The organism is Wenyingzhuangia heitensis (assembly GCF_011762155.1).
Taxonomy (GTDB): Bacteria; Bacteroidota; Bacteroidia; order Flavobacteriales; family Flavobacteriaceae; genus Wenyingzhuangia; species Wenyingzhuangia heitensis.
This window is the reverse complement of sequence record NZ_JAASQL010000003.1, coordinates 291,833-317,864: the sequence shown is the minus strand read 5'-3', so window position 1 is coordinate 317,864 and position 26,032 is coordinate 291,833. Positions and strand designations below refer to the sequence as shown.

At 32.4% G+C, this 26,032-nt stretch carries 22 protein-coding genes; 17 read left to right on the top strand and 5 right to left on the bottom strand.

The features are described from left to right. Positions 1–196: 196 nt before the first annotated feature. Together FHR24_RS12170 and FHR24_RS12165 are read right to left on the bottom strand one after the other, a co-directional pair. Positions 197–1,099: a DUF72 domain-containing protein gene (locus FHR24_RS12170; RefSeq protein ID WP_167189099.1), complete on the bottom strand. Its 903-nt coding sequence runs from the start codon at positions 1,097–1,099 to the stop codon at positions 197–199. Positions 1,100–1,235: 136 nt separating this feature from the next. Continuing rightward, positions 1,236–1,577, bottom strand: coding sequence for a cupin domain-containing protein (locus tag FHR24_RS12165; RefSeq protein ID WP_167189096.1), 342 nt, complete (start codon positions 1,575–1,577; stop codon positions 1,236–1,238). Positions 1,578–1,640: 63 nt separating this feature from the next. On the opposite strand from FHR24_RS12165, the gene FHR24_RS12160 reads away from it, so the two are divergent. Genes FHR24_RS12160 through FHR24_RS12150 form a run of 3 tightly spaced genes read left to right on the top strand, consistent with a single transcriptional unit; the run spans position 1,641 to position 4,085 of the window. Next, a complete protein-coding gene (locus FHR24_RS12160) occupies positions 1,641–2,894 on the top strand; it encodes a Y-family DNA polymerase (RefSeq protein WP_167189093.1) in 1,254 nt (417 codons plus the stop codon). Continuing rightward, a complete protein-coding gene (locus FHR24_RS12155) occupies positions 2,894–3,316 on the top strand; it encodes a LexA family protein (RefSeq protein ID WP_167189090.1) in 423 nt (140 codons plus the stop codon). The genes FHR24_RS12160 and FHR24_RS12155 overlap by 1 nt, the downstream gene beginning before the upstream one ends. Before the next feature lies 1 nt (position 3,317). Then, on the top strand, positions 3,318–4,085 hold the full coding sequence (locus tag FHR24_RS12150) for an arginine deiminase-related protein (RefSeq protein WP_167189087.1): 768 nt from the start codon (positions 3,318–3,320) through the stop codon (positions 4,083–4,085). A 40-nt stretch (positions 4,086–4,125) separates the two neighbouring features. Here the strand turns inward: FHR24_RS12150 and FHR24_RS12145 are convergent, their stop codons facing one another. Further along, positions 4,126–6,687, bottom strand: coding sequence for an ATP-dependent Clp protease ATP-binding subunit (locus FHR24_RS12145; protein ID WP_167189084.1), 2,562 nt, complete (start codon positions 6,685–6,687; stop codon positions 4,126–4,128). Positions 6,688–6,977: 290 nt separating this feature from the next. Here FHR24_RS12145 and gyrA point away from each other — a divergent pair, with 290 nt between their 5' ends. The 12 genes from gyrA to ureG all read left to right on the top strand — a co-directional run bounded on the left by gyrA (position 6,978) and on the right by ureG (position 21,768). Then, positions 6,978–9,494: a DNA gyrase subunit A gene (gene gyrA, locus FHR24_RS12140; protein WP_167189081.1), complete on the top strand. Its 2,517-nt coding sequence runs from the start codon at positions 6,978–6,980 to the stop codon at positions 9,492–9,494. A 13-nt stretch (positions 9,495–9,507) separates the two neighbouring features. Then, a complete protein-coding gene (locus FHR24_RS12135; RefSeq protein ID WP_167189078.1) occupies positions 9,508–10,728 on the top strand; it encodes a tetratricopeptide repeat protein in 1,221 nt (406 codons plus the stop codon). A 340-nt stretch (positions 10,729–11,068) separates the two neighbouring features. Continuing rightward, the gene (locus FHR24_RS12130) at positions 11,069–12,343 is read left to right on the top strand and encodes a hypothetical protein (RefSeq protein WP_167189075.1); all 1,275 of its coding nucleotides are present in this window, start codon (positions 11,069–11,071) and stop codon (positions 12,341–12,343) included. A gap of 25 nt (positions 12,344–12,368) precedes the next feature. Beyond that, positions 12,369–13,628 carry an urea ABC transporter substrate-binding protein gene (gene urtA / locus FHR24_RS12125; protein WP_243846549.1) on the top strand — a complete coding sequence of 420 codons (1,260 nt, stop codon included), beginning with the start codon at positions 12,369–12,371 and terminating at the stop codon, positions 13,626–13,628. A gap of 81 nt (positions 13,629–13,709) precedes the next feature. Further along, positions 13,710–15,317, top strand: a complete 1,608-nt coding sequence (gene urtB, locus FHR24_RS15580; protein WP_208412349.1) for an urea ABC transporter permease subunit UrtB — start codon at positions 13,710–13,712, stop codon at positions 15,315–15,317. A gap of 18 nt (positions 15,318–15,335) precedes the next feature. Continuing rightward, positions 15,336–16,391 (top strand): urea ABC transporter permease subunit UrtC, encoded by a 1,056-nt coding sequence (urtC, locus tag FHR24_RS12115; RefSeq protein WP_167189072.1) that lies wholly within the window; start codon positions 15,336–15,338, stop codon positions 16,389–16,391. A gap of 11 nt (positions 16,392–16,402) precedes the next feature. Further along, on the top strand, positions 16,403–17,161 hold the full coding sequence (urtD, locus tag FHR24_RS12110) for an urea ABC transporter ATP-binding protein UrtD (RefSeq protein WP_167189069.1): 759 nt from the start codon (positions 16,403–16,405) through the stop codon (positions 17,159–17,161). Between the two features lie 12 nt (positions 17,162–17,173). Further along, the gene (gene urtE, locus FHR24_RS12105) at positions 17,174–17,893 is read left to right on the top strand and encodes an urea ABC transporter ATP-binding subunit UrtE (protein WP_167189066.1); all 720 of its coding nucleotides are present in this window, start codon (positions 17,174–17,176) and stop codon (positions 17,891–17,893) included. A 35-nt stretch (positions 17,894–17,928) separates the two neighbouring features. Then, positions 17,929–18,672, top strand: a complete 744-nt coding sequence (gene ureA / locus FHR24_RS12100; RefSeq protein WP_167189063.1) for an urease subunit gamma — start codon at positions 17,929–17,931, stop codon at positions 18,670–18,672. A 6-nt stretch (positions 18,673–18,678) separates the two neighbouring features. After that, a complete protein-coding gene (ureC, locus tag FHR24_RS12095; protein ID WP_167189060.1) occupies positions 18,679–20,385 on the top strand; it encodes an urease subunit alpha in 1,707 nt (568 codons plus the stop codon). Next, positions 20,385–21,053, top strand: a complete 669-nt coding sequence (locus tag FHR24_RS12090; RefSeq protein ID WP_167189057.1) for an urease accessory protein UreF — start codon at positions 20,385–20,387, stop codon at positions 21,051–21,053. Before ureC ends, FHR24_RS12090 begins: the two co-directional genes overlap by 1 nt. Positions 21,054–21,057: 4 nt before the next feature. Next, on the top strand, positions 21,058–21,768 hold the full coding sequence (ureG, locus tag FHR24_RS12085) for an urease accessory protein UreG (protein WP_167189054.1): 711 nt from the start codon (positions 21,058–21,060) through the stop codon (positions 21,766–21,768). 56 nt (positions 21,769–21,824) lie between these two features. On the opposite strand, the gene FHR24_RS12080 is transcribed toward ureG, so the two are convergent. Both FHR24_RS12080 and FHR24_RS12075 read right to left on the bottom strand, forming a co-directional pair. After that, positions 21,825–22,493, bottom strand: a complete 669-nt coding sequence (locus tag FHR24_RS12080; protein ID WP_167189051.1) for an urease accessory protein UreH domain-containing protein — start codon at positions 22,491–22,493, stop codon at positions 21,825–21,827. Positions 22,494–22,495: 2 nt separating this feature from the next. Next, positions 22,496–23,332, bottom strand: a complete 837-nt coding sequence (locus FHR24_RS12075; protein ID WP_167189048.1) for an urease accessory protein UreD — start codon at positions 23,330–23,332, stop codon at positions 22,496–22,498. A 139-nt stretch (positions 23,333–23,471) separates the two neighbouring features. Here FHR24_RS12075 and FHR24_RS12070 point away from each other — a divergent pair, with 139 nt between their 5' ends. Further along, positions 23,472–25,313 (top strand): PAS domain-containing sensor histidine kinase, encoded by a 1,842-nt coding sequence (locus tag FHR24_RS12070; RefSeq protein WP_167189045.1) that lies wholly within the window; start codon positions 23,472–23,474, stop codon positions 25,311–25,313. Positions 25,314–25,328: 15 nt separating this feature from the next. Beyond that, the gene (locus FHR24_RS12065; protein ID WP_167189042.1) at positions 25,329–26,006 is read left to right on the top strand and encodes a response regulator; all 678 of its coding nucleotides are present in this window, start codon (positions 25,329–25,331) and stop codon (positions 26,004–26,006) included. Positions 26,007–26,032: the final 26 nt, after the last annotated feature.

Here is a 26,032-nt window from a genome sequence, read left to right as displayed (position 1 = left end):
AGCTAATGGGATACGATACGTTAGGCATCTATCTCTATAAATAACTCTAATTAAGACTGGTATTTACTCTATTATTTATTAATAGAATATTTAAAATTGGATTTTTGATTTGTGTCCTCACTTTTTAAATCAATCTTAAAATAAATATTACCAGATGAATAGGCTGAATTGTGCTAAAATATGGAGTAAAACTATTTTAAAACAATGAGGTTTGTTGATTTTTTATGTCGTTAACTGTTTTTGGAACTCTTAAAGATAGAGCGAGTCTTTTATTTAATTTTTTGATAAAGTATGAGGCTAATAAAACAGATTCTATTTCTATGTTTTGATGAATAAAGAAAGAAACAGACTTGACTCCTTTTTTTGACCAGAATTCTATTCGGTCGACCCAATCATTTAGTCTTTTGTAATCTGATGAATGATTTGATCCTACAAAACGAATAAAAACTTTTGGAGAGGTGAGGCTCATGTGTAATAAATCCCTTCTTGCAGCAGTGTCAGTAATAATATTACTGATGCTATTCTGACAAAACAATTTATATAATTTGGTTGCGTTTTCTGGATTATTAAACCAATTTGTATGTCTTAATTCTACGGCTAACGGAATTTTTTTAGGCCACGTACTGATATAATCTTTTAATAAATAAAATTCTTGAGGGCTAAAATCTTCATGCATTTGTAAAAAAACTGAACCTAATTTTTCTTTTAGTGCCGTTATTTGGTTAAGATAGTTTTCTGTAATAGGGTATGCATTTACGCTAAGTCTGTTGTAGTGGGAAATATCTTGTGTAAGTTTTGGGTAAAACAAAAAATTAGATGGAGTTTTTGCATACCATTTTTGAAATTGTGCTGCAGGATATAATTTGTAAAAAGTAGCGTTTAGTTCTATGCTGTTAAATTGGGAACTATAATATTGTAACTCGTCTTTAGTTCCTTTGGGGTAAAAACCTTTTAAATCTTGTTTGTTCCACTTTGCACAACCAATAGAAAATTGAGTTTTTCCTATGTGAGATTTATCAAATACGTTTTGTGTGTTTGGATGATCTTTAGGGAGAGTGAAATCTATAATTTCTGGGTTTTGGACTTTTCCGAATTGCATGTTATAAAGGTAAAGATTGTTTTTAAATTTAAAGTATCCTTTTTTGCATTAGTGATTGAATGGTCTGTTTAAGCTCTTTGAAGTGAAACGGAAAAAGCGAGTAGTGAAAGCACGACCTGTAAAGGGAATGCCCAAATTAGGAGTCTATGGAAATTCCAAAATAAATTAGTTCAGCATTTTCTGTATATGGATTGTGTTGTTCGTGAATTTCGTTAGGTTCTATGGTGATACAGTCGCCTACGGTAGCTGTTATTTTTTGTTGATTGATGGTAAAGTCTAATTTTCCTTTTTGAATATAAAAAACTTCGTACATAGTGAGGTGCTTGTGTGCTGTTACTTTTTGATTGGGCTTGAAGGTGGCAGAACCAAACATCATAAGATTTGGGATGTTTTCTTTATTGATAAATATTTTTTTAAGAATATTAGTGTTATGGCTTGTAGGTGTTTTGGGGAGTAAGTTTGTGTGGGTTAGTTTCATAAATATGTTTTTGAGATAAATATAATGCATGATGATTACATAGTTTTGATTTACTTTTGTAAGATGTACGGAATTGTAGATTGTAATAGTTTTTACGCATCGTGTGAACGAGCTTTTAAACCTAGTTTGATAGGGAAGCCGATAGTGGTTTTGTCTAATAATGATGGTTGTGTGATTGCGCGTAGTAAAGAAGCTAAACGCTATGTAAAGATGGGAGCAGTTGCCTTTAAGCATAGAGAAGATTTTAAAAAATATGGAATTCATGTATGCTCTTCTAACTATGCGTTGTATGGAGATATGAGTTCTAGAGTTATGAATATTATTGCAAAACATGTAGATGAAATAGAAGTGTACTCTATTGATGAAGCTTTTTTTAGATTGAAAAATGTGTCTGTTAATGAGGCTGAATTGATAGGGAAACAGATTAGAAAAGAAATTATACAACAGTTGGGGTTGCCTGTTAGTGTTGGAGTTGCTGCAACCAAAGCTTTGTCTAAATTGGCTAATAATATTGTAAAGACCTATCCCGATAAAACAAATAATGTATATGTAATTGGTACTGATGAACAACGTGTAAAAGCCTTAAAATGGACTCCTATTTATGATGTTTGGGGAATTGGTAGGCGATTGTCTATACAATTACAAAACATGAATATTACTAAGGCTTATGGGTTTACCTTGTTGTCTGATGAATTGGTTAGGCATAAATTTTCGGTGGTGGGGTTGCGTTTAAAACATGATTTAGAAGGAAAGCCTACAATTGGTTTTGAAGAAATACAGGATAAACATATGATAGCTACCACACGTAGTTTTCCTAAAGTAATTGATGATTTAAAAGAGATAGAAGAACGAGTTGCTACCTTTGCAAATAGTTGTGCAGAAAAATTAAGAAAACAAAAAAGTGAGTGTTTGGGAGCTTATGTTTTTTTGAGATCTAATAGATTTGGAAAAGAATATGTAAAGTTAGGAGGAATGACTCATTTTGGTTTTGCAACCAGTTCTAGCATTACTATAACAAAAGGAGTTTTACAAAAATTAAGAGAAATTTATAAGCATGGGTATTCTTATAAAAAAGCAGGTGTTGTTTTGGTTTCTATCAGTCCAAACACGAGTCACCAAGTTAGATTGTTTGGAGATGAAAATCCAAAACATCAACTATTAATGCACACTATGGATATTTTGAATGAGAAACTAGGTAAAGGGAAAATAAAATTAGCAAATCAAGATATTACAAAAACATGGAAAATGAGACAGGAGTATTTATCTCCTAACTACACAACTAAAATAAGTGATATTATAACGGTAAATTGTAAATAATGAGTTTTACGTTTTATAGATACAAGTCTAATGGCTTTGTGAAATTTCCTTTTATAGAAGAAGGAATAAAAGCAGGATTTCCATCGCCAGCTGCAGATTTTGAAGGGAAAAGAATTTCTTTAGACAAAGAGTTGATAAAGAATGAAACAGCTACTTTTTTTGCCAAAGTTGATGGTGATTCTATGCAAGATGCAGGAATGGCTAACGGTGATTTGTTGGTGGTTGATAGAAGTTTGGAGCCTCAAGATGGAAAAGTAGCGGTTTGTATGTTGGATGGTGAGTTTACTGTAAAACGATTGAAAGTAACAAAAAAAGGAGTTTTTCTGGTGCCTGAGAATAAACAATTTTCTGAAATAAAAGTAGAAGAAGATCAAGAATTGGTTATTTGGGGAATTGTAACTTATGTGATAAAAAAGATATAAGATGATATTGTTAGATTTTAGAAATTGGATTTTTGATAAATCCTTGGGGGTTTTACCTAATGCGCAAAAAGAATTATTGCAAAGAGACTTAGATACTTTAGCTAAAGCAGCTGATTTAGAAATTTTAAATTTAGGAGCTATACAACCATTTAGTATTTCTAGTTTGATTTTTAAAAACGAAGAACAGATTGCTGTCTCTGCTATTAAAAAGGTGTCTGATTATTATAGTGTGATTGATTTAATTTTAGAAAAGGAAAACAAAGAGGTTGTAGATTATACAGAAGCGGTTGAAGAAGGAGTTTATTTTTATGGACAAAACAGTTTGGTTGCTCATTCTGTTTCTGAAATTGCTTTGTGTGGAATTAATAGTTTTACAGACGAATCTTTGTTTGAAGAGTATTGTGAAGATTTTGAATTAACTCCTTTTAGTTTTGAGCTACCCGATGATTTATTGACAAGTGATATAGCCTGTTTTATAGGAGATACCTTATTGATTTGCCTGGAATATATTACTGATAAAAAAGTAAAAAAAGAATTGTTTTCTTTCGTAAAAATTCACGGAATTAAAATAGTAACCTTTACCAAGCAACAAGTGCTACAAGGAATTTTAAATGTAAAGTATACTGGAGAAAAGTTACTGCTTACTAAAAAAGCATTTGATTTATGTACTACTGAACAAAAAAAGGCTCTTTCTGAAACTGAGCTAGAAGTGATAGCGTTTCCGTTTTTAGAAAAAGTAGGGGTAAGATTGAGAGATGTAATTTTATAATATAAAAAAAGGATGAACTGTTAAGTTCATCCTTTTTAGTTTATTCTTTAATTTCAGATTTTTCTTCCTGTTCTATAGTCACAGTCAGTTCTTGTTTTTCTTTATTTAAAGTCATGTGAATTACATCACCATCGTTTAAATTAGAGTTTATAATTTCTTCTGCTAAGGCATCTTCAATATATTTTTGGATAGCCCTTTTTAAAGGTCTAGCACCGTACTTTTTATCAAAACCTTTCTCTGCTATGTAATCTTTAGCATCATCGCTTAAAACTAAAGTATATCCTAAACCACTAATACGTTTGGTTAATTTGGATAACTCAATATCAATAATTTTGTGAATGTCCTCACGTTCTAAAGCGTTGAATAAAATAACATCATCAATTCTATTTAAAAATTCAGGAGCAAACGATTTTTTTAAAGCCCCTTCAATCACACTTTTAATATGATCGTTTTCTTGTGCTTTTTTAGTTGCGGTACCAAAACCAACACCAGCTCCAAAATCTTTTACCTGACGAGCTCCAATGTTAGACGTCATAATAATGATTGTATTTCTAAAATCAATTTTTCTACCTAAACTATCGGTAACATGTCCATCATCTAAGATTTGTAATAACATGTTAAATACGTCTGGATGTGCTTTTTCTATCTCGTCTAATAAGATAATAGAGTAAGGTTTTCTTCTTACTTTTTCGGTTAATTGTCCACCTTCTTCATAACCTACATATCCTGGAGGTGCTCCTACCAATCTAGAAATTGCGAATTTCTCCATGTATTCACTCATATCAATACGAATTAACGCATCTTCAGAATCAAACATTTCAGTAGCTAATATTTTTGCTAACTGAGTTTTACCAACTCCTGTTTGTCCTAAAAAGATAAAAGATCCAATAGGTTTATTAGGGTCTTTAAGCCCCACACGGTTACGTTGTATTGCTTTAATTACTTTAGCAACAGCTTCATCTTGACCAATTACTTTTCCTTTAATGGTTGCTGGCAATTCTTTTAATTTACTGCTTTCAGCTTCGGCAACCCTGTTTACAGGAATTCCTGTCATCATAGAAACTACTTCTGCAACATTGTCTTCGGTTACGGTTTCTCTATTAGCTTTAGAAGCTTCTTCCCATTGTTGTTGAGCAGAGGCTAAGGCAGATTCCATGTTTTTTTCATCATCACGTAACTTAGCAGCTTCTTCGTATTTTTGACCGTTAACCGCTTTTGTTTTGTTTTCTTTAATGTTTTCTAGTTCAGCTTCTAACTTTATAATTTGCTCTGGAACAACAATATTTGTAATGTGTATTCTAGATCCAGCTTCATCTAAAGCATCAATAGCCTTGTCTGGTAAAAAACGATCTGTCATATAACGGTTCGTTAATTTTACACAAGCAACAATAGCCTCATCTGTAAAAGTTACATTGTGATGATCTTCATATTTTCCTTTGATGTTATGTAAAATTTGAATTGTTTCTTCTTCAGAAGTTGGTTCTACAATTACTTTTTGAAAACGTCTTTCTAAAGCACCATCTTTTTCTATATTTTGACGATATTCATCTAGCGTAGTGGCACCAATACATTGAATTTCACCTCTGGCTAAAGCAGGTTTTAACATATTAGATGCATCTAAAGAACCTGTAGCTCCTCCTGCACCAACTATGGTGTGAATTTCATCAATAAACAAGATAATATCATCGTTTTTTTCTAATTCGTTCATCAACGCTTTCATACGCTCTTCAAACTGACCACGGTATTTTGTACCAGCAACCAAACTTGCTAAATCTAATGAAACAACACGTTTGTTGAATAAAATTCTAGAAACTTTACGTTGTACAATTCTTAAAGCTAGTCCTTCTGCAATGGCAGATTTACCAACTCCAGGTTCCCCAATTAGCATTGGGTTGTTCTTTTTACGACGACTCAATATTTGAGAAACACGTTCAATTTCTTCATTACGACCAACTACAGGATCTAACTTGTCTGCTTCTGCCAGAAAGGTTAAATCACGACCAAAATTATCAAGAACAGGAGTCTTAGATTTTTTATTTTGATTTCCTTGTTGCGGCTGGCTTCTTTCAAAAGAACCAGGGTTTGCTCCAGAAAAATCTTGAGAGCTTTCGCTAGTAGGTTGCTCAAAAGTGTCTTCTAATTCTTCTTGACCTTCATCTCCTTGGCTTAGTTGTTTGTATAGCGATTTTACATCGTTATAAGTAATGTGTAATTTATCCAAAATTTTAGTAATTGGGTCGTTGTCGTTTCGTAAAATACACAACAATAATAAGGCAGTATCTACAGTAGTACTGTTGTATAATCTAGCTTCTAAAAATGTTGATTTTAAAGCTTTTTCTGCTTGTTTTGTTAGGTGAAGATTTTTTCTTTCACCTGCTGGGATTGGTAGGCTAGAAATAGGGTGCAAGGTTTCTACCTTGTGCTTTAACAAATCAAGGTTAACATCTAACGCTGTTAACATGTCGTTTGCTTTGCTGGTTTGATTTCTAATAATACCTAGCATTAAATGCTCTGTACCAATAAAGTCATGACCTAGTCTAATAGCCTCTTCCTTACTGAAACCAATCACATCTTTTACTTCTTGTGAGAAATTATCATCCATATGCTCTCGTTTTAAGATTAGGTTCTACGTAAATTTAGTAGATTTTTTTTACATAAATTACAAATAACCTGCCATTGTTAACAAGAGTCATTTTGTCTTGTTTTTAAAACGTTGTTTATCAGTGTTTTGGTTGTTTTTTATGGTGTTAAAACAGATTTTATAAAAGTGTGTTTGGAGTTTTGTTTGTTGATAACTTATACTTAAATTACAAAGCTGTAGCACTTGTAAAATCGATGAAAAGATGTAAATTGCTATGTTGATAATATAAAAATAACTTAAGAATAATATACATGATTGAAGGAGAAAAGCTGATCCCGATTAATATAGAAGAGCAGATGAAATCTGCATATATTGATTATTCAATGTCTGTAATTGTGTCACGTGCCCTGCCAGATGTTAGAGATGGATTAAAGCCTGTACATAGACGTGTGCTTTTTGGTATGCATGAGTTGGGAATTAAATCAACTGGATCTTATAAAAAATCTGCAAGAGTAGTAGGAGAAGTATTAGGTAAGTATCACCCACACGGAGATACTTCTGTATATGACTCTATGGTACGTATGGCTCAGAACTGGAGTGTACGTTATATGATGGTTGATGGACAAGGGAACTTTGGGTCTGTAGATGGAGATAGTCCAGCAGCAATGCGTTATACGGAGGTTAGAATGCAGAAAATATCAGAAGAAATGTTGTCTGATATTGAAAAAGAAACTATTGATTATCGATTGAATTTTGATGATACATTAAACGAACCAACTGTTTTGCCTACTCGTATACCAAATTTATTGGTAAACGGAGCATCGGGTATTGCAGTAGGTATGGCTACCAACATGGCACCTCACAACTTAACAGAGGTGATTAACGGTATAGAAGCTTATATTGAAAATAGAGATATTGACATTGATGGTTTGATGGAATATATCAAGGCACCAGATTTTCCTACAGGAGGAACCATTTATGGGTATGAAGGTGTAAAAGATGCTTTTCATACTGGTAGAGGTAAAATTGTAATGCGTGCAAAAGCTACTTTTGAAGAAGTAAAAGGTAGAGACTGTATTATTGTTACAGAAATTCCTTATTTGGTGAACAAAGCAGAAATGATTAAAAAAACTGCGGAGTTAGTAAATGATAAAAAATTAGAAGGAATCGCAAATATTCGTGACGAATCTGACCGTAAAGGAATGAGAGTTGTCTATATTTTAAAGAAAGATGCAATTCCTAATATTGTACTTAACAAATTATACAAATACACTTCTTTACAAACATCTTTTAGTGTAAATAACATTGCATTGGTAAAAGGAAGACCAGAAATGTTAAATTTAAAAGATTTAATTCATCACTTTGTAGAGCATAGACACGAGGTTGTTACTCGTAGAACAGAGTTTGATTTAAAGAAAGCAGAAGCAAGAGCACATATTTTAGAAGGGTTGATTATTGCATCAGATAATATTGATGAAGTAATTGCTATTATTAGAGGGTCTAAAAATGGAGATGAAGCTCGTGAAAAATTAATGGCTCGTTTTGAATTGACAGAAATTCAGGCAAAAGCTATTGTAGAAATGAGATTACGTCAATTAACAGGATTAGAGCAAGATAAATTGCGTTCTGAGTATGACGAAATTATGATTTTGATTGCGGACTTAAAAGATATTTTGGCAAATGAGCCAAGAAGAATGGATATTATTAAGAACGAATTAACTGCTATTAGAGATAAATACGGTGATGAAAGACGTTCTATAATTGAATATGGTGGTGGTGATATGAGAATTGAGGATATGATTCCTGATTCTAAAGTAGTGGTGACTATTTCTCACGCTGGTTATGTAAAACGTACTCCATTATCAGAATACAAAACACAAAACAGAGGTGGTAAAGGTCAAAAAGGAGTAGCTACTAGAAATGAAGATTTCTTAGAACACTTGTTTGTAGGAACAAATCACCAGTACATGATGTTCTTTACACAAAAAGGAAAAGTGTTTTGGATGAGAGTGTATGAAATACCAGAAGGGACAAAAGTATCTAAAGGTAGAGCGTTACAAAACTTAATCAACATAGAAAATGATGATAAGGTAAAAGCGTTTTTAGTTACTCAAGATTTAAAAGACGAGGATTATATCAATAGTCATTATGTAATTATGGCAACTAAACAAGGTCAGGTTAAGAAAACTGTATTAGAACAATACTCTAGACCAAGAACCAATGGTGTGCAAGCAATTACAATTAAAGAAGGAGATGAATTGCTAGAAGCTAAATTGACAAACGGTAGTAGTCAAGTAATGTTAGCAGTTAAATCTGGTAAGACTATTCGTTTTGAAGAAGAAAAAACTCGTCCAATGGGTAGAACTGCATCTGGAGTAAGAGGGATTACCCTTGCGCACGAAAAGGATGAAGTAATTGGTATGATTGCTGTAGATGATATGGAGAGTGAAATCTTAGTGGTTTCTGAAAAAGGATATGGAAAACGTTCTAGTTTAGAGGATTATCGTATTACAAACCGTGGAGGTAAAGGAGTTAAGACTTTAAATATATCTGAGAAAACAGGAGAATTAGTTGCTATTAAAAATGTAACTGATGAAGACGATTTAATGATTATTAACAAATCGGGGATTACCATCAGAATGGAAGTAGATCAACTACGTGTAATGGGTAGAGCTACCCAGGGAGTTAAATTAATTAACATTAAAGATTCGGATTCTATTGCTGCAGTGGCTAAAGTAATGAAAGATGATGAAGAGGTAGAAGATGAAGGAACCGGAGATGTTATAGAAGGAGCTGCTGAAGATATTACTGAAACTAATCAAGAATAAAATAAATAACCAGATGAAAAGAGTATTAAGCTTTGCGCTACTATTTTTAATTACAATTTCTGTTTTTTCACAGAAAAAAGAATTAAAAAAGATTGAAAAACTAATAAATTCAGGTAAGTACGGACCTGCTAACAATCAATTAAAAGAGGTTGATTCACAAGCTAAAGGAACAGAATATGAATCTTATTTGTATTTTTTATATGGAAAAAATGCTTTTGGAAAGAATAACAAAAAAAACTTTCCTACTGCAGCTAAATTTTTTAACAAAGTTTTAGATACGGAACTAGGTTTAGAAAAGGCAAAATATTCTGGAAAATCTATTAGTTATATAAAAATTATTAATGATTTTTATTTTTCTACAATTGCGGATGCATTGTCTAAAAATAATTTTGAAAGTGCAGGAAAAACTTATGAGACCTATTCTAAAATTTATCCTGAAAGAAGAGATTTAGTAACGCTTACTTTGTATAGTTATCAAAATGCAAAAAATAAAAATAAGGTTGAAAAGATAACTGAAAAGTTATTAAAACTAGATAAAGAACCTTTGTCTTATAATGCATCTAATAAGTATACAAAAAGAGAAGATGAGTTTTTTAAAAAATCTGAAAGAGACAATGCTATTAAGAAAGGTACGCATGAAAATCCAAAAGATGTTAAGATAAAAACTAAAACGCGTATTGATTATTATAATATTTTGGTTAGAATTTATGACAAAAAAGAGGAAAACCAAAAAGCATTAAAATTATTAGAAGATGCTAAAAAAGAATTTCCTGAAAACACAAAATTTGTAGAAGATTATGCTACTGTTGTTTTAAAAACAGGAGATAAAGAAGCTTATATTAAAGCTTTGGAAGACTTGTTAAAGGTAAAACCTGATAATAGAGATACCTGGATTAATTTAGGGATTGTAAATCAAGACTTAAAAAAGAATGAAGCTGCAATTAGTGCTTATGATAAGGCAATTGAAGTAGATCCAAACTATTCAGGAGCTTATATTAATAAAGGGTTGGTGATCATGTCTGAGGAGCAATCTATTATTAATGAATTGAATCAAAATCTTAGAAATAAAGAAAAGCATGCCGAGATTAGCAAAAAGCTAGAAGCAATGTATTTAAGAGCAATTCCTGCGTTTGAAAAGGCTTATGAGTTAAAGCCTTCTGAGGGGATAAAAGGAGCGTTGATTAACTTGTACAATGCAACCGAGCAAAAAGAAAAAGCAACAGCTTTGGAGTAACAAGCATTATTACTTAATTGTAAAAAAAGCTCAATCTTTTTAAAGATTGAGCTTTTTTTTGTTCTGTTTAGACATTTTTAATATTTAGTTTCTAAAATATAGAATGTCGGTTACTACGTAGTTTTTCGTTTTTTACTTACGTAGCCTGTCTATAGGGTGTTAAAAATGTTTTTTATCAGTTTTTTTTATTTCATTCCATTGTTTATTATATGTTTTTGTCGCTGTTTTATCAAAACATAGTTGTTGAGTAAAGTTAATTTATAGATTTGCATACGTAAGTAATTTATTTCGGATGTTAAAATTACTTAAGTATGAATAATCAACAATTAACTATAAACTTATGAAAACGTTACATTCATTATTAATCGGAATTGGGGTCTTAACAACTTCCCTAGTAATGGCAGAAAGCCCACTTAAAAAAAACTCAAAACAGAGTTATCAAAATCCACCAAAAGAAGTGTTGATGGATACCATTAAAAAAGAAGAAATTTTTAAACCTTCTATTCATGTAGGAGGGATTATTCACATGTATGCAGGTATGCAGCAAAAAGGATATGCGTTTGGAGGGAGTCCAGCAGCAACAGATGCTAGCGATTGGGAAACAGATTTTACTGTATATAGAGGTAGAGTTCTAATTGGAGCACAGTTATCTAAACAAGGAAACTTTTTTATGGAAACTGAATTAACCACTTCTGTTAATGGAGCTAATGATGGAACAGGAAATAAAAGTACCAGAATTACACCTATGATTTTGGATGCACAATACGAACACGTGTTTAGTGATAAATTTTCTGTAATAGGAGGTTTACAATTGGTATCTCACAATAGAAATGGTATACAGGGAGCAGCTAGTTTAATGGCAAACGATTTTACCTATTATCAGTACCCATATAATTTACACCCAGATAGTCCGCTACAAAATAATTTAGGACGTGACTTAGGGGTGAATTTTAGAGGTTTCTTTGCAGATGAAAAATTAGAATACCGTTTAGGTTTCTTTTCAGGAAGAACTTCTTTTGCCGGAACAGATGAATCTCCAATAAGAACGGTAGGTAGATTGGTGTACAATGTGTTTGATAAGGATAAATCATTTTATTATTCAGGTACTAATTTAGGAAAAGGAAAAACATTGTCCATAGGAGCAGGTATAGATACACAAGGAGATTATAAAGCGATTGGTGCAGATGTGTTTTTAGATATGCCAGCAGGAGATTTAGGATCTATAACACTAAACGGAGCGTATTCTTATCTTACAGGAGGGAATGATTTAACATCAGAATATACTTTTGCTGATAAAATTCCAACTCAAGGAACTCAATATTTAGAATTAGGATATTATTTTAAAGAATCAAAATTACAGCCTTGGTTACGTTACGAAAGACAAGATATGAATTCTGAAGACCAACAAACAGGAGGTCTGTCTACAAGTGATTTTGATAAATACAATTCAACAACTGTATTAGGAGGAGGATTAAACTACTGGTTTAACGGATACAATACCAACTTAAGATTGTCATATACATCTACTACTAAAACTTTTCAAGATGTAAGTTTAAACGATCAAACAAAAACATATGGTCAGCTTTGGCTACAAGTACAATTATTTATTTTTTAATAAGAAAAACTAAAATTACAATCACATGAAAAATTTAAAATTTAAAAAAAGAGGTTTTATTGCTATGGCTTTTGCGGTCGCAATAATGTTAACAAGCTGTGGGAATTCTAAAAAGGAAAAAACTACAGAGTCAGCTAAAGAGGAGGAAACTATTAAAGTAGGAATTTTACACTCTTTAAGTGGAACTATGGCGATCTCGGAAGTGTCTTTAAAAGATGTTGTTTTAATGGCTATTGATGAAATTAATACTGCAGGAGGAGTTTTAGGAAAAAAATTAGAACCAGTAATTGTAGATCCGGCATCAGATTGGGATTTGTTTGCAGAAAAAGCAAAAGAATTATTAACCAAAGATAAAGTAGATGTTACGTTTGGATGTTGGACATCTGTATCACGTAAATCTGTATTACCTGTTTACGAAGAGTATAAAGGATTGTTGTTTTACCCTGTGCAGTACGAAGGTCAAGAGCAATCTCCAAATATTATTTATACGGGAGCTACCCCTAATCAGCAATTAATACCAGCTGCAGAATATTTAATGAGTGAAGATGGTGGAAGTTATAAAAAATTCTATTTAATAGGTACAGACTATGTATTTCCTCGTACAGCAAACAAAATCTTAAAAAATTATTTGTTAGCACAAGGAGTTCCTAGCGAGAATATTATTGAGGAGTATACCCCATTCCACCATCAAGATTACCAAACTATTGTTTCTAAAATAAAAAGATTTGCTTCTTCTGGAGATGCATGTGTTTTAAGTACGGTTAACGGAGATAGTAACGTTCCTTTTTACAAAGAATTTGCGAATCAAGGTTTGTCTGCAACCACCTGTCCAATTATGGCATTCTCTGTAGCAGAGGATGAATTAAGAGCGATGGATACAGAATTTTTAGTAGGTCACTTAGCAGCTTGGAATTATTATGAATCTATTAAAACAGCAGAAAACTACAAGTTTGTAGAAAAGTTTAAAAACTACTGCGAAAAAAATGGATTGCCAGGAGGTAAAGATCGTGTAACAGATGATCCTATTCATTGGTCATATGCTGGGGTGTATTTATACAAAGCAGCTATAGAAAAAGCACAAAGTACAGATGTAGAAAAAGTAATTGAAGCTTTAGGAGGATTAAAGTTAGAGGTTCCTGGTGGAGAAGTTCAAATGCATGAATCTAATCATCATTTATCTAAACCGGTATTAATTGGAGAAATTAGAGCTGATGGTCAGTTTGATATTATATCAGAATCTAAAGGATTGGTAGTGCCAGAGCCTTTTAGCAAATACGCTAAGTAAATAAACAAAAGCAATCAATTAGCTGCTTGTGTTGTGGCTGATTGATTGTTCTTTTTTTTGGAGAATTATAATAGAAGAAATATGAAGAAGAAAATATCCATTTTTGTTGCATTTTTAATGATGCTAGTGGGTTGGTCTCAAGAACAGGAGGCTATCAATATACCGTTAGATACTTGTGTACATGTTCTTTTGCACAAAGACGCATCACGTTTAAAAGAAGTTGCTGGTTATTTGGTTGCTAAAGATGATGTAACTACTTATCCACTATTGTCTGCTGTGGTAGATAAAAGGTTGTTTAGTTATAAAGGAACGGCAGTAACAAAATTTGCTGGAGATACTTTGTATTATTCTGTATATCCAAAAATACAGGTAATAAGCATTCAAAAAGAAAAACTATCAGAAGTAAAATTACCAAGAAGCATAAGAACTAAGTTTAATGTGTTGGCTAAAAAAGTAAATCTAGTACATCCCAATAAAAATGTTCGAGAAATGTCGTTCAGAAGCTTTAAAACTACAGGTGTTTTAAGTGATGTTAATTTCTTAACCTCTCTTAAAATAAATGAAAAAGAAGAACAAGTTTTACTAGCGGCAAATGAAGCTATTTATAGCATATGGCTAAAAAGCAACAATGTAGCGTTGCAAAACAAAGCGTTAGACGATCTTGAAACAGAGGTGAATGTACACATGTTAGAATCTCTTACGGATTATGTGTCCAATACAACAAATTCTCAAGGAAAAGAGAGAGCTGCAATTATTATTGAGGATATAGAAAGTAGAGAAAAAATCATCAATGTTATTCAGAATTTATTTAGTGGTATTAGTTTAGGAAGTATTTTATTGTTGGTGGCTTTAGGACTGTCTATTATTTACGGATTGGGTGGAGTAATCAATATGAGTCATGGAGAATTTGTAATGATTGGAGCTTATACAGCTTTTAGTGTACAACAATTCTTTATTGGTTTTTTACCAGAATCTTGGTTCGATTGGTTTTTCTGGGTGTCTTTACCTATATCGTTTGTGGTTTCAGGATTGTTTGGGCTTTTAGTAGAAAAATTAGTCATCCGCTTTTTGTATAGCAGACCTTTAGAAAGTTTGTTAGGAACTTGGGGAGTAAGTTTAATTTTAATTCAGTTAGCCAGAACCATCTTTGGGGATGTTACTGCAGTTAAAAGTCCAGAAATTTTATCAGGAGGAATAAATGTAACAGAAGGACTAATGTTGCCTTACAATAGGTTGTTTATTATTGGTTTAACCATCGTAATGGTATTGCTTACGTATTTTGTGTTTTTTAAATCAAAATTAGGACTAAAAATTAGAGCGGTAACTCAAAATAGAGATATGAGTGCTAGTTTGGGAGTGTCTGTAAAAAGAATAGATTCTTTAACCTTTTTCTTAGGTTCTGGTTTGGCAGGAGTTGCCGGTTGTGCCATGACATTGATAGGGAATGTAGTGCCTAATATGGGACAAACCTATATAGTAGATTCTTTTTTAGTAGTGGTTGTTGGTGGAGTAGGAAAGTTGATAGGAACCATTATTTCTGCCATGGGTATTGGTGTATTGTCTAAAGTGTTTGAATTCTTTTACGAAGCTGTTTATGGAAAAGTAATTTTACTGCTAATCATTTTCTTCTTCTTACAGTACAAACCCAAAGGATTGTTTCCAGACAAAGGTAGACATAGTGATGATTAATTTTAAAAGGTAGAAAAGATGTTTAAAAATAAAATATATATAATTTTTATACTGGTGTTTGCATTAGTATTTCCAATAGGATATTTCACAGGTTTAATTCCAATAAATACCTTAACACTTTGGGGACGATACTTTTGTTTGGCCATTGCAGCTTTAGGAGTAGATTTAATTTGGGGATATACCGGGATTTTAAGTATGACTCAAGCCTTGTTCTTCTGTATGGGAGCTTATGGAATGGGAATGTACATGACGTTGAGTAATTTACCAGAAGGTCAATTGTTGCCAAGCTTTATGGTTTGGAATCAAGTAGAGGAATTGCCTTTCTTTTGGGTGCCTTTTGATAATTTTTCTTACGCTTTGGTGTTGTCCGTTTTGGTGCCTGGAGTATTTGCAGGTATTATGGGGTATTTCATTTTTAGAAAAAGAATCAAAGGAGTGTATTTTGCCATTATCACACAAGCTATTGCATTGGCTATGTTTTTATTGTTTAGTAGAAACGAAACCATGTTAGGAGGAACTAATGGATTGACAGATTTTAAATATTTCTTAGGATTTGATTTACGAGACAATTCTGTCAAGTTTGGATTGTATGCTTGGAGTTTGATTGCTTTAGGTTTGGTTTATTGGTATTGCCATAATTTGGTGAATTCAAAATTTGGAAAATCATTAGTAGCCATTAGAGATAGCGAATCTAGAATGCGCTTTACTAAATATAAAGTAACACATTACAATGTGGCCATATTTGTAATTGGTGCCATGGTGGCTGCTGTGGGTGGAATGTTATACATGCCACAAACGGGAATTATTACTCCAGGTAGAATGGATGTGCAAGCTTCTATAGAAATGATTATTTGGGTTGCATTAGGAGGTAGAGGTAAATTAAAAGGAGCTGTAATTGGTGCTTTGGTTCTAAACTTAATGTACAGTGTGTTTACAACAGTGTTGCCTAGCTCTTGGTTGTACATTTTAGGAGGATTGTTTGTAATTACCGTACTGTATTTACCTAAAGGAATTGTGGGAATGGTAGATCAAATGAAAGAAAAGTTGAACGGTATGTTTGTGAAAACTGCATAAAAGGAAAAAGGATGTTAGAAGTAAAAGATTTAAAAGTTTCGTTTGGAGGATTAACAGCATTAAACCTAGATACTTTTTCAATAAGAAAAAATGAACTAAGAGTAATTATTGGGCCTAATGGTGCTGGTAAATCTACTTTTATGGATATAGTTTGTGGTAAAACCAAACCACAACAAGGGAGTGTAAAGTTTAAAGGGCTGGAGTTGTTAGGCAGAAAAGAGGTGGAAATAGCCAAATTAGGTGTGGGAAGAAAATTTCAAAAACCTTCTATATTTTCTGGATTAACGGTGTATGATAATTTGCTATTAGGTTTAGACGGGCCTAAAGATGTATTTACTTCTTATTTTTATAAGCTAGCTTCTTACGATAAAGATAGAATTATGGAAGTAGCTGAAAAAGTTGGTTTGGTCAATGATTTAACTATGATTGCAGGAAGTTTATCTCACGGAAAAAAACAATGGTTAGAAATTGCCATTGTGATGTTGCAAGATTCAGAGTTGATGTTGATTGACGAACCTGCAGCAGGAATGTCTGATGTAGAAGCTGAAAAAACAGGAAATTTATTGTGTGACTTAAGTAAGAAACACAGCGTGATAGTTATAGAACACGATATGAAGTTTGTGGAACAAATTGCCATAGAAAAAGTAAGCGTTTTGGTGCGTGGACAGTTATTGACAGAAGGAACTTTTCAAGAAGTAAGAAACAATCAAGAAGTAATAGATTGTTACTTAGGGAGCGCAAATTCAGCACAACAAAAAGCACACTCATAAAAATTGAAATCAATGGAGAATAGTAAAGAAAATACATTGTCTTTACAAAATGTGGAAGTTTCTTATGGAGAAAGCCAAGTTTTGTGGGGATTAGATTTAGAGGTTAAAAAAGGAACAATTACCACAATTATGGGACGTAACGGAGTAGGGAAATCTACTACACTAAAAACCATTATGGGCTTGTTGGGAGAGGCCAAAGGGTCTATAAATTTTGAAGGAGAGGACATCAATAAAAAACAAACGTACAAAAGAGTTAGAGGTGGAATTGGATACGTACCACAAGGACGAGAAATTCTACCCAAGTTAACGGTTTATGAAAATTTACAAATAGGATTAGAAGGAAATATCAACAAAAAAGCAGAAATTCCAGAAGAAGAAATTTATACTATGTTTCCTATTCTAAAAGAATTTAGAAACCGAATGGGAGGGAATTTAAGTGGTGGTCAGCAGCAACAATTGGCTATTGCAAGAGCTTTGTGCGGAGATCCTACTTTGTTGTTGTTAGATGAACCTACAGAGGGAATTCAGCCTTCTATTATTCAAGAAATTGGGGAGGTGTTAAAAATGTTGGTAAGAGACAAAGGAATGACTGTTTTATTGGTAGAGCAAAAGTTTGATTTTGCAAAATACTTAACAGATTATTTTTATATTTTAGATAGAGGTAGAGTCATAAAAGAAGGAGCTTCTAAAGAAATAGATATGGATGAGTTAAGATCATACTTATCAGTATAATGCCTTCAATAAAACCAGAATCAAAGTAAAATCAAATGCATTTAAGTCCAAAAGAAATAGATAAGTTAATGCTTCACAATGCGGGGGTTTTGGCTCAAAAAAGATACGCAAGAGGTATTTTATTAAATTACCCAGAAACCATTGCTTTAATATCTACACAGTTGTTGGAATTTATTAGAGAGGGAGTTTCTGTGGTAGAATTAATGGATCGTGGTAAAAAAATAATAGGTTGTGATGAGGTAATGCCAGGGATAGAAAAAATGATTCACGACGTGCAAATAGAAGGAACTTTTCCTGATGGAACCAAATTGGTAACGGTGCACGAACCTGTTTGTGATGTAAACTTAAATAACGATTGGGCTTTGTATGGATCGGGTCTACAAAAAACAAAAACAAAAATTTCTATAGACAATGTAATGGATAGCAATCCTGGTGCTATGGAAATTGGTGAAGGAGTTATATTATTAAATGAGAATAGAAAAACCATCGATTTAGATGTTACAAATATTGGAGATAGACCTATACAAGTAGGTTCTCACTACAATTTTATAGATGTAAATATTGGCTTAAAATTTAATAGAGAAGCCAGTATCGGTTATCGATTGAATATTCCAGCGGGAACGGCTATACGTTTTGAACCAGGAGAAACCAAAAATGTAGAGCTGGTAGAAGTAAGCGGAAGTAAAATTATCTACGGAGGAAATAATTTTGTAAATGGTTGTGTAGACGATGTTGCGGTAGATACTATTATGGACAGAGTTAACAAACAAGTAAACTAAGCAATTATGGCAAAAGAAATTAGCAAGCAGGCTTACGCTGCCATGTTTGGAATTACCAATAACGACAAAATAAAATTAGGAGATACAGGTTTAGAAATAGCTGTAGAAAAAGACTACACTGTATATGGTGATGAATGTAAGTTTGGAGGAGGAAAAGTGTTAAGAGACGGAATGGGGCAAGCCTCTAACGTAACTCGTAAAGATTGTTTAGATACCATTGTAACCAATGCATTAATTATAGATCATTCCGGAATTATAAAAGCAGATATAGGAATTAAAGACGGAAATATTGTAGCTATTGGTAAAGGTGGGAATCCGCATATTATGCCCCAAGTACATCCGGATATGATTGTTGGGCCTAGTACTGAGGTAATTGCTGCAGAAGGGTTAATAGTAACTGCTGGTGGAATAGATGCACATATTCATTATATCTGTCCACAACAAATAGAAGAGGCTTTGGCATCTGGAGTCACCACTTTTATTGGAGGAGGAACAGGGCCAGCCACAGGAACCAACGCAACTACGTGTACACCTGGAGCTTTTCATATAGAGTTTATGTTAAAGGCTACAGATGAATTTCCTATGAATTTTGGTTTTTTAGGAAAAGGAAATACCTCACATCCAGAAGCCATTGTGGAGCAAGTAAAAGCTGGAGCTTGTGGTTTAAAATTACATGAAGATTGGGGCTCTACTCCGGCAGCTATAGACAATTGTTTGTCTGTTGCGGATGAATTAGATGTTCAGGTTTGTATACATACAGATACGTTAAACGAAAGTGGTTTTGTAGAAGCTTCTATTGATGCTTTTAAAGGGAGAACCATTCACACCTATCATACAGAGGGTGCAGGTGGAGGACATGCTCCAGATATTATCAAATTATGTGGAGAAAAAAATGTAATTCCATCTTCAACAAATCCAACCAGACCTTTTACAGTAAATACTATTGATGAACATTTAGATATGTTGATGGTTTGTCATCATTTAGATAAGAGTATACCCGAAGATGTAGCTTTTGCAGAAAGTAGAATTAGAGAAGAAACCATTGCATCCGAAGATATTTTACACGATTTAGGAGCCTTGTCGATAGTTTCTTCAGATTCTCAAGCCATGGGTAGAGTAGGAGAGGTAATTTGCAGAACGTGGCAAACGGCTTCTAAAATGAAAGAACAAAGAGGAAGATTAGAAACAGATACAGAAAATGACAATTTAAGAGTTAAAAGATATATATCTAAATATACCATCAACCCAGCTATTGCACACGGAATTTCTCATGTGGTAGGTTCTGTTGAGGTGGGTAAGTTAGCAGATTTGGTATTGTGGAAACCTGCGTTTTTTGGTGCCAAAACAGAAATTATTGTCAAAGGAGGAACTATTGTGCAAGCTCAAATGGGTGATGCCAATGCTTCTATTCCTACTCCAGGCCCTTTTTATTCTAGACCTATGTTTGGAGCTAAAGGAAAAGCTGTTGGACAAACTTCTTTTGTGTTGGTAGGTAATACAGCAGTAGATACGGTTGAAAATTATGACATTACAAAAAAAGTAGTGGCCATCAAAAACTGTAGAAATATTGGGAAAAAAGACATGAAGCATAATGACTTGATTCCGAATATTGCTGTAGATCCAGAAACGTATAAAGTAACGATAGACGGTCATCATTTAACTTGTGAACCCGCAGTAAAAGTTCCATTGGCACAATTGTATAATTTGTTTTAATGGAAGCACAACAAAACTATCGTTTGTATCAAATATTACATTTTGCAGATTCGGCTTTTCCTATTGGAGGGTTTGCTTATTCTAACGGAATGGAATACGCTGTAAAATCTCAGTTAATAAATACAGTAGATGAACTAAACCAGTATTTAAAATCATATATTGATCAAATGTATGCGTTTGATTTGGCTTTTGTAAAACAAGCAAGCAGCGTAAGAACTATTGAAGAGCTTCAAGAATTATCAGACAATTACAACGCAATGTTGTTAAATCCTGCTTTAAAAAAATCAGGAATGGTTTTGGGTAAAAACTGGTTGTCTATTATTAAAAACCTGTTTGAGGTTCCTCATTTAGATTGGTACAAAACCATAGATGTAGATTTTCATATTGTTTTTGCAGCAACTTTAGGAAGCTTGGATTTTTCTGTGCAAGAAATTTGTGAGTTGTTTGTGTTTATGAACGTGAGAGATCAGTTAAGTGTGGTAGTGAGATTAGGTACTTTAGGGCCTACAAAATCGCATCAAATACAAAAAGAATTATTAAGCTATGTGGCTAAAAACTACACCATTTCATCCATACCTCAGGTAGATAAAGCGTGTAAAAATGCTTATGTGTTGGAATTGTGTCAGTTGTCACATCAATATTTATATACAAAATTATTTCAAAATTAATTTTATGAAAATTTACGAAGAGTTATTACATCATCAAGAGACATGGGAAAACCCAGGTTTTTTCTCTAACAGAGAATTACAGGTAGAAAATAGAGATTTTAAAAAGAGAGCTTTTACCGTTGGGATTGGCGGACCTGTAGGAACAGGAAAAACAGCATTGTTGTTAAAAATTTGTCAGATGTTGTCTGATAAAATGAAAATTGCAGCCGTAACAAATGATATTTTTACCAAAGAAGATGCTGAGTTTCTAACAAGAAATGAAGCTTTAGAGGCTGATAAAATTGTAGGTGTAGAAACAGGAGGTTGCCCACACGCTGCTATTAGAGAAGATGTTTCTTTAAACTTAAGTGCGTTGGAAGAGTTAATGGCAAAGTTCCCCGACACAGAGATTTTATTTGTAGAAAGTGGTGGAGACAATTTAGCAGCTCACTTTAGTAAAGAATTGGTAGATTATTCTATTTACGTGATTGATGTTTCTGGAGGAGACAAAATTCCTAGAAAAGGAGGACCTGGAATTACACAAGCAGATTTATTAGTAATTAATAAAATTGACATTGCAGAATTGGTGCATGCAGATTTAAATGTAATGGATAGAGATTCTAAAAAAATGCGTGGTAATGGACCTTTTGTATTTGCAAAAGCATACGAAGGATACAATGTAGATACAATTATAGATCACGTGTTACATGCCCGAAAACATGCTTTAGAAGACTAGAAAAACAATAAAATTTTCATGATAAAGGGGGAAGCTGTAAAGGCTTCCCTTTTTTGTTACAAGCCTAAAAATATAATGGAAATTCCGCAAGTTAATAATGTAAGACCTACTAATACATTACTGTATTTGTGTATGTTTTTAAAAGGAACTTTTACCGTTAAAAAAGATAAGGGTAGTACTACTGCAAGCATGGTTAAAAGAGTTGCTAAGCTAAAAACAACAGAAACTAATAAAATAGCAGTGGTGTTTTCATGAGCAGCAGGATACATTAACATGGGAATTAAAACTTCACAAGGGCCAAAAACAAAAATCAGAAATAAAGACCAAGGAGATATTCTTTTAGAGTTGGTGTGTTTAGATAAAAATTTAGGCAATTTATGCGAATGTGAATGTTGATGTGTTAGACTTTTTACAATTCCAAAAACCAAATACAAAGCTCCAATAATAATAAACAACCACCCTGCAATATTTCCTCTTTGGCTTTCTAAAAACTCAATTTTAGAGATACCCACACCAAAAAGAATCCCAATAATTCCTATAATAATAGAGCTAGAAACATGACCTAATCCACACATTAAAGTAACAGATGATGTCTTTTTTAAAGACCACCCTTTAGATTTTGCCATTACTACAAAAGGAACGTAATGATCTGGTCCTGTTAAAGTGTGTATTACTCCAATAGAAATAGCGGTGCTTAAAAGTATTTGTAATTCGTTGGTTATCATAGTTAATATTTTCTTTCGTAAGGGTTAAAATCTAACAGTTCTTTTTTAGTTAAAATAGTGCTAATCTCTTTTACAAATCTCCATAAAATAAGTGTTTCGGTGGCCGATGCTCTTAAAATATGTAAATTAGGGTTTATGGTGTCTGCAGAAACTACAAATGTGGGTTGAGGTTTGCTTTCTGTCTGCAACCATTGTTGTATTACATTTTTACAATGCTCCAAAATCAATAAACATTTATGGGTTTCGCCTATTATATATAAGTTGATAAAAGTAGTGTGGTTTGCTAAAATACCTGGAGAGGTACAATCATTTTCTTTAGGGCGTAAAGAGAATTTATCTAACAGTATTTTTTTACCATTATAAACAACTTGTGCTTCCGAATAAAAAGAATCAAACTCTAAGTTTTCGTTACTTTGGACTCTACCTACACTTACCCAATCTAATAATACAAAATAACTGTTTTGAGCCATTTTACAAGATAGGTATTGGTTTAGTTTGCTATCTTTTTGTAAAACTAAAGGGTCGTTTAAAAGAAAAAAGTGAGTGTTGTTCTTCAGTTCAATTTCTTGATAAATACTACATGTTTTTCCGTTTTCAGATTTATAAACTCTATTGTTGGCTTGTGAGGTTAACACACAAGTAGTATCAGCATTGGCTTTTATATTAATTTTTACGTAGTCTCCTTGCACAAATCCACCTCCATAATTTGTAGTGGTTAAGTGGCAGTTTGTTTTGTGAGATTTTGGACTAAGAATTTTTATGGGTTTTTGATTACGAATGGTTGTCGCTTTTGTAATTCCATAAATGTTTTTTAGTACAATTTGTGTTTGTAAACTCATATTACGTACGTAATTTGTGGCAAATATAGAGAATACTTTAGTTGTTATACCTGTTTTTTAACAGGATCTAACTGATGAAACGCAGTGAATGTTATTTTTTACTTAAGTATATTTGCGATGTAACAATTTTTTATTATAAATGAAATCTACATCTATTGATACTATTCCACAAAGTGCAAATAATACATTAAAACAATATCATGTTTTATATTTATTGGCTTTGTCTGTAATTGCAGTTATCACGCTAATTAGTCAAGTATTAATACAAAAACATTTAGACAACCAAATTCACGATTCTCATTTAATTAATTACGCAGCAAGACTAAGAACTAACTCGCAGGCTTTAGCCAAATTAAGCTTAAAATTGTTAAACGGGGAAAATTTAAAAACAACAAGTAAAGATTTTGAAACTACACTTTTACAGTGGAAAAACACACACGAGAGTTTGTTGTTGGGAAATGAGTTTTTAAGCCTTCCTAAGAATAAAAACCTTGATATGTTTGAACTTTATAAGATTATTGACAGGCCTTATAGAAGTATTTTAAATGCAGGTTCTGCAGTTGTCGAATTAATGGAAGAAGGAGATATAAAAAATTTATCTATCATAAAACCTTATATAAATACAATTTTAGAAAACGAATATTCCTACTTTTTAGGCATGGAAATGATTGTTTTTGATTACGATAGAATTTCTAGAACCAACATAGCTGACCTAAAAAAAATTGAATATACTTTGTTGGGAATTGTGTTTTTAATGTTGATGTTAGAAGCTTTTTTCATTTTTATTCCGTTGGCTAATAAAATAAAAATAAGTTTTAGTGGTTTGATTGAATCTGAAGAAAAAGCCAAAGAATTAGCAAAAGCATTAAAGGAGAATAATAAAATTTTAGAGCAATCGCATAACGAATTAAGAGAGGTTAATTTTGCTTTAGAAAAAGCATCATATTTGGTAAAAATAGATGCTGATGGAAATATTATTTATGCGAACGATAAATATTGTCATGTAACCAAATACAATATGAACACCTTAATAGGAAAGCCTATTTTTTACAATAATATGGGTGGTGATGAAAGTATTATTTATAAGCATATAAAATCTAATGAGGTAAGAAAAGAAGTTTGGCAAGGAGAAATTTTTGATCATGCATCTGATGGAACTGGATTTTGGTTAGACGTAACGGTAATGCCTGTAATTAATAAAAAAGGTGAAGTAGATCAGTTTTTGGTGATAGGTTTTGATATTACTTTAAGAAAAAAAACAGAAGAAGAATTACGCTTGTTAAGTGAAGAGAAATTAAGAAGACAAAAAATAATTCAGAAAGTAAGAAATAAAGCAACACTTATTGGTCAAGAAAAAGAACGCAAAAGAGTAGCAGCAGAAATTCACGATGGTATTGGACAAATGCTTACGTCATTGCGAATTCAAGTAGAGTTTTTAGAAGAAAAAAATCCAAAAAATGTAAAAGAAATAAGTTTGCTGTATCAGCTAATTCATTCTATAGTAAATGAAACTCGTAGAATTTGTTTTGAATTGCAACCTAATATTTTAGAAGACTTTGGTTTAAAATCTGCTTTGTCAGATTTGATTAAGAATATCAGAAAAAATACAGGCTATAATATTGTGTATGAAGATCATTATGATATTCAAGAAAAATTACCAGAAAGAGATATTGCTATTTATAGAATTGTACAAGAAACATTAAACAATGCTGTAAAACACTCTAAGGCAGAAAAAATAACGGTGTTTATAGAGTCTGATGCTGAATTTATAACTTTACAAATAAGAGATAACGGAGTGGGCTTTAGTTATGATAGCAATCACATATTTGAAGTTAAAAATAACACACACGGAATTAGAAATATAAAAGAGCGAGTAGAGTTGTTAAATGCTAAGCTTTTAATTAATTCTGAATTAGAAAAAGGAACGGTAATTAAGGTTGAAATACCAATAGATAGATCTTTGGATTTAGAAGAAATTTAAGAAAAAGTAAATTTTATGAAAGTAAAAAAAATCATGTTAGTTGATGATCATGAAATTTTTCGTCATGGTGTAAAACAGTTGATAGATAGTGAAAATGATATGGAAGTAGTTGCGCAAGCTAGTAATGGTTATGAGGCAATTGTAAAATACGATCAGTTTCAACCGGATATTGTGTTGATGGATATTTCTATGCCACAATACAGCGGATTAGATGCTTCTCAGGAATTATTTCGTAAAAGTAGCAATGTTAAAATATTGTTTCTGTCTTTATATGATAGAGATGATTATATTTTAAAGGCTGTAAATATGGGAGCACACGGTTATATTTTAAAAGATGAATCTAATAAAGATTTTTTAAAAGCGATTCGAAAAGTATCAGAAGGCAAACTTTACTTTTCTGGAGACACAAGTAATATCATCATTAATAGTTTTAGAAAACAACCTAATGGAGAAACTATTTCTAATTCTGTTGAGGTAGAAAAAGGCTTTAGATTGTCTAAAAGAGAAACCCAGATTTTAGAGCAAATTGCAAAAGGATTAAGCAATAAAGATTTATCAGAAGAGTTTAATTTAAGTATAAGGACTATAGAATCTCATCGTTTAAATATTATGAGAAAATTAAGAGTTAAAAACATAGAGCAAGCTGTGTTGGTCGCAAAATCAGAACATTTAATTGAAGTAAAAGAATCTTAAAGAAAATATTTTTTGTTTAAAGGGCT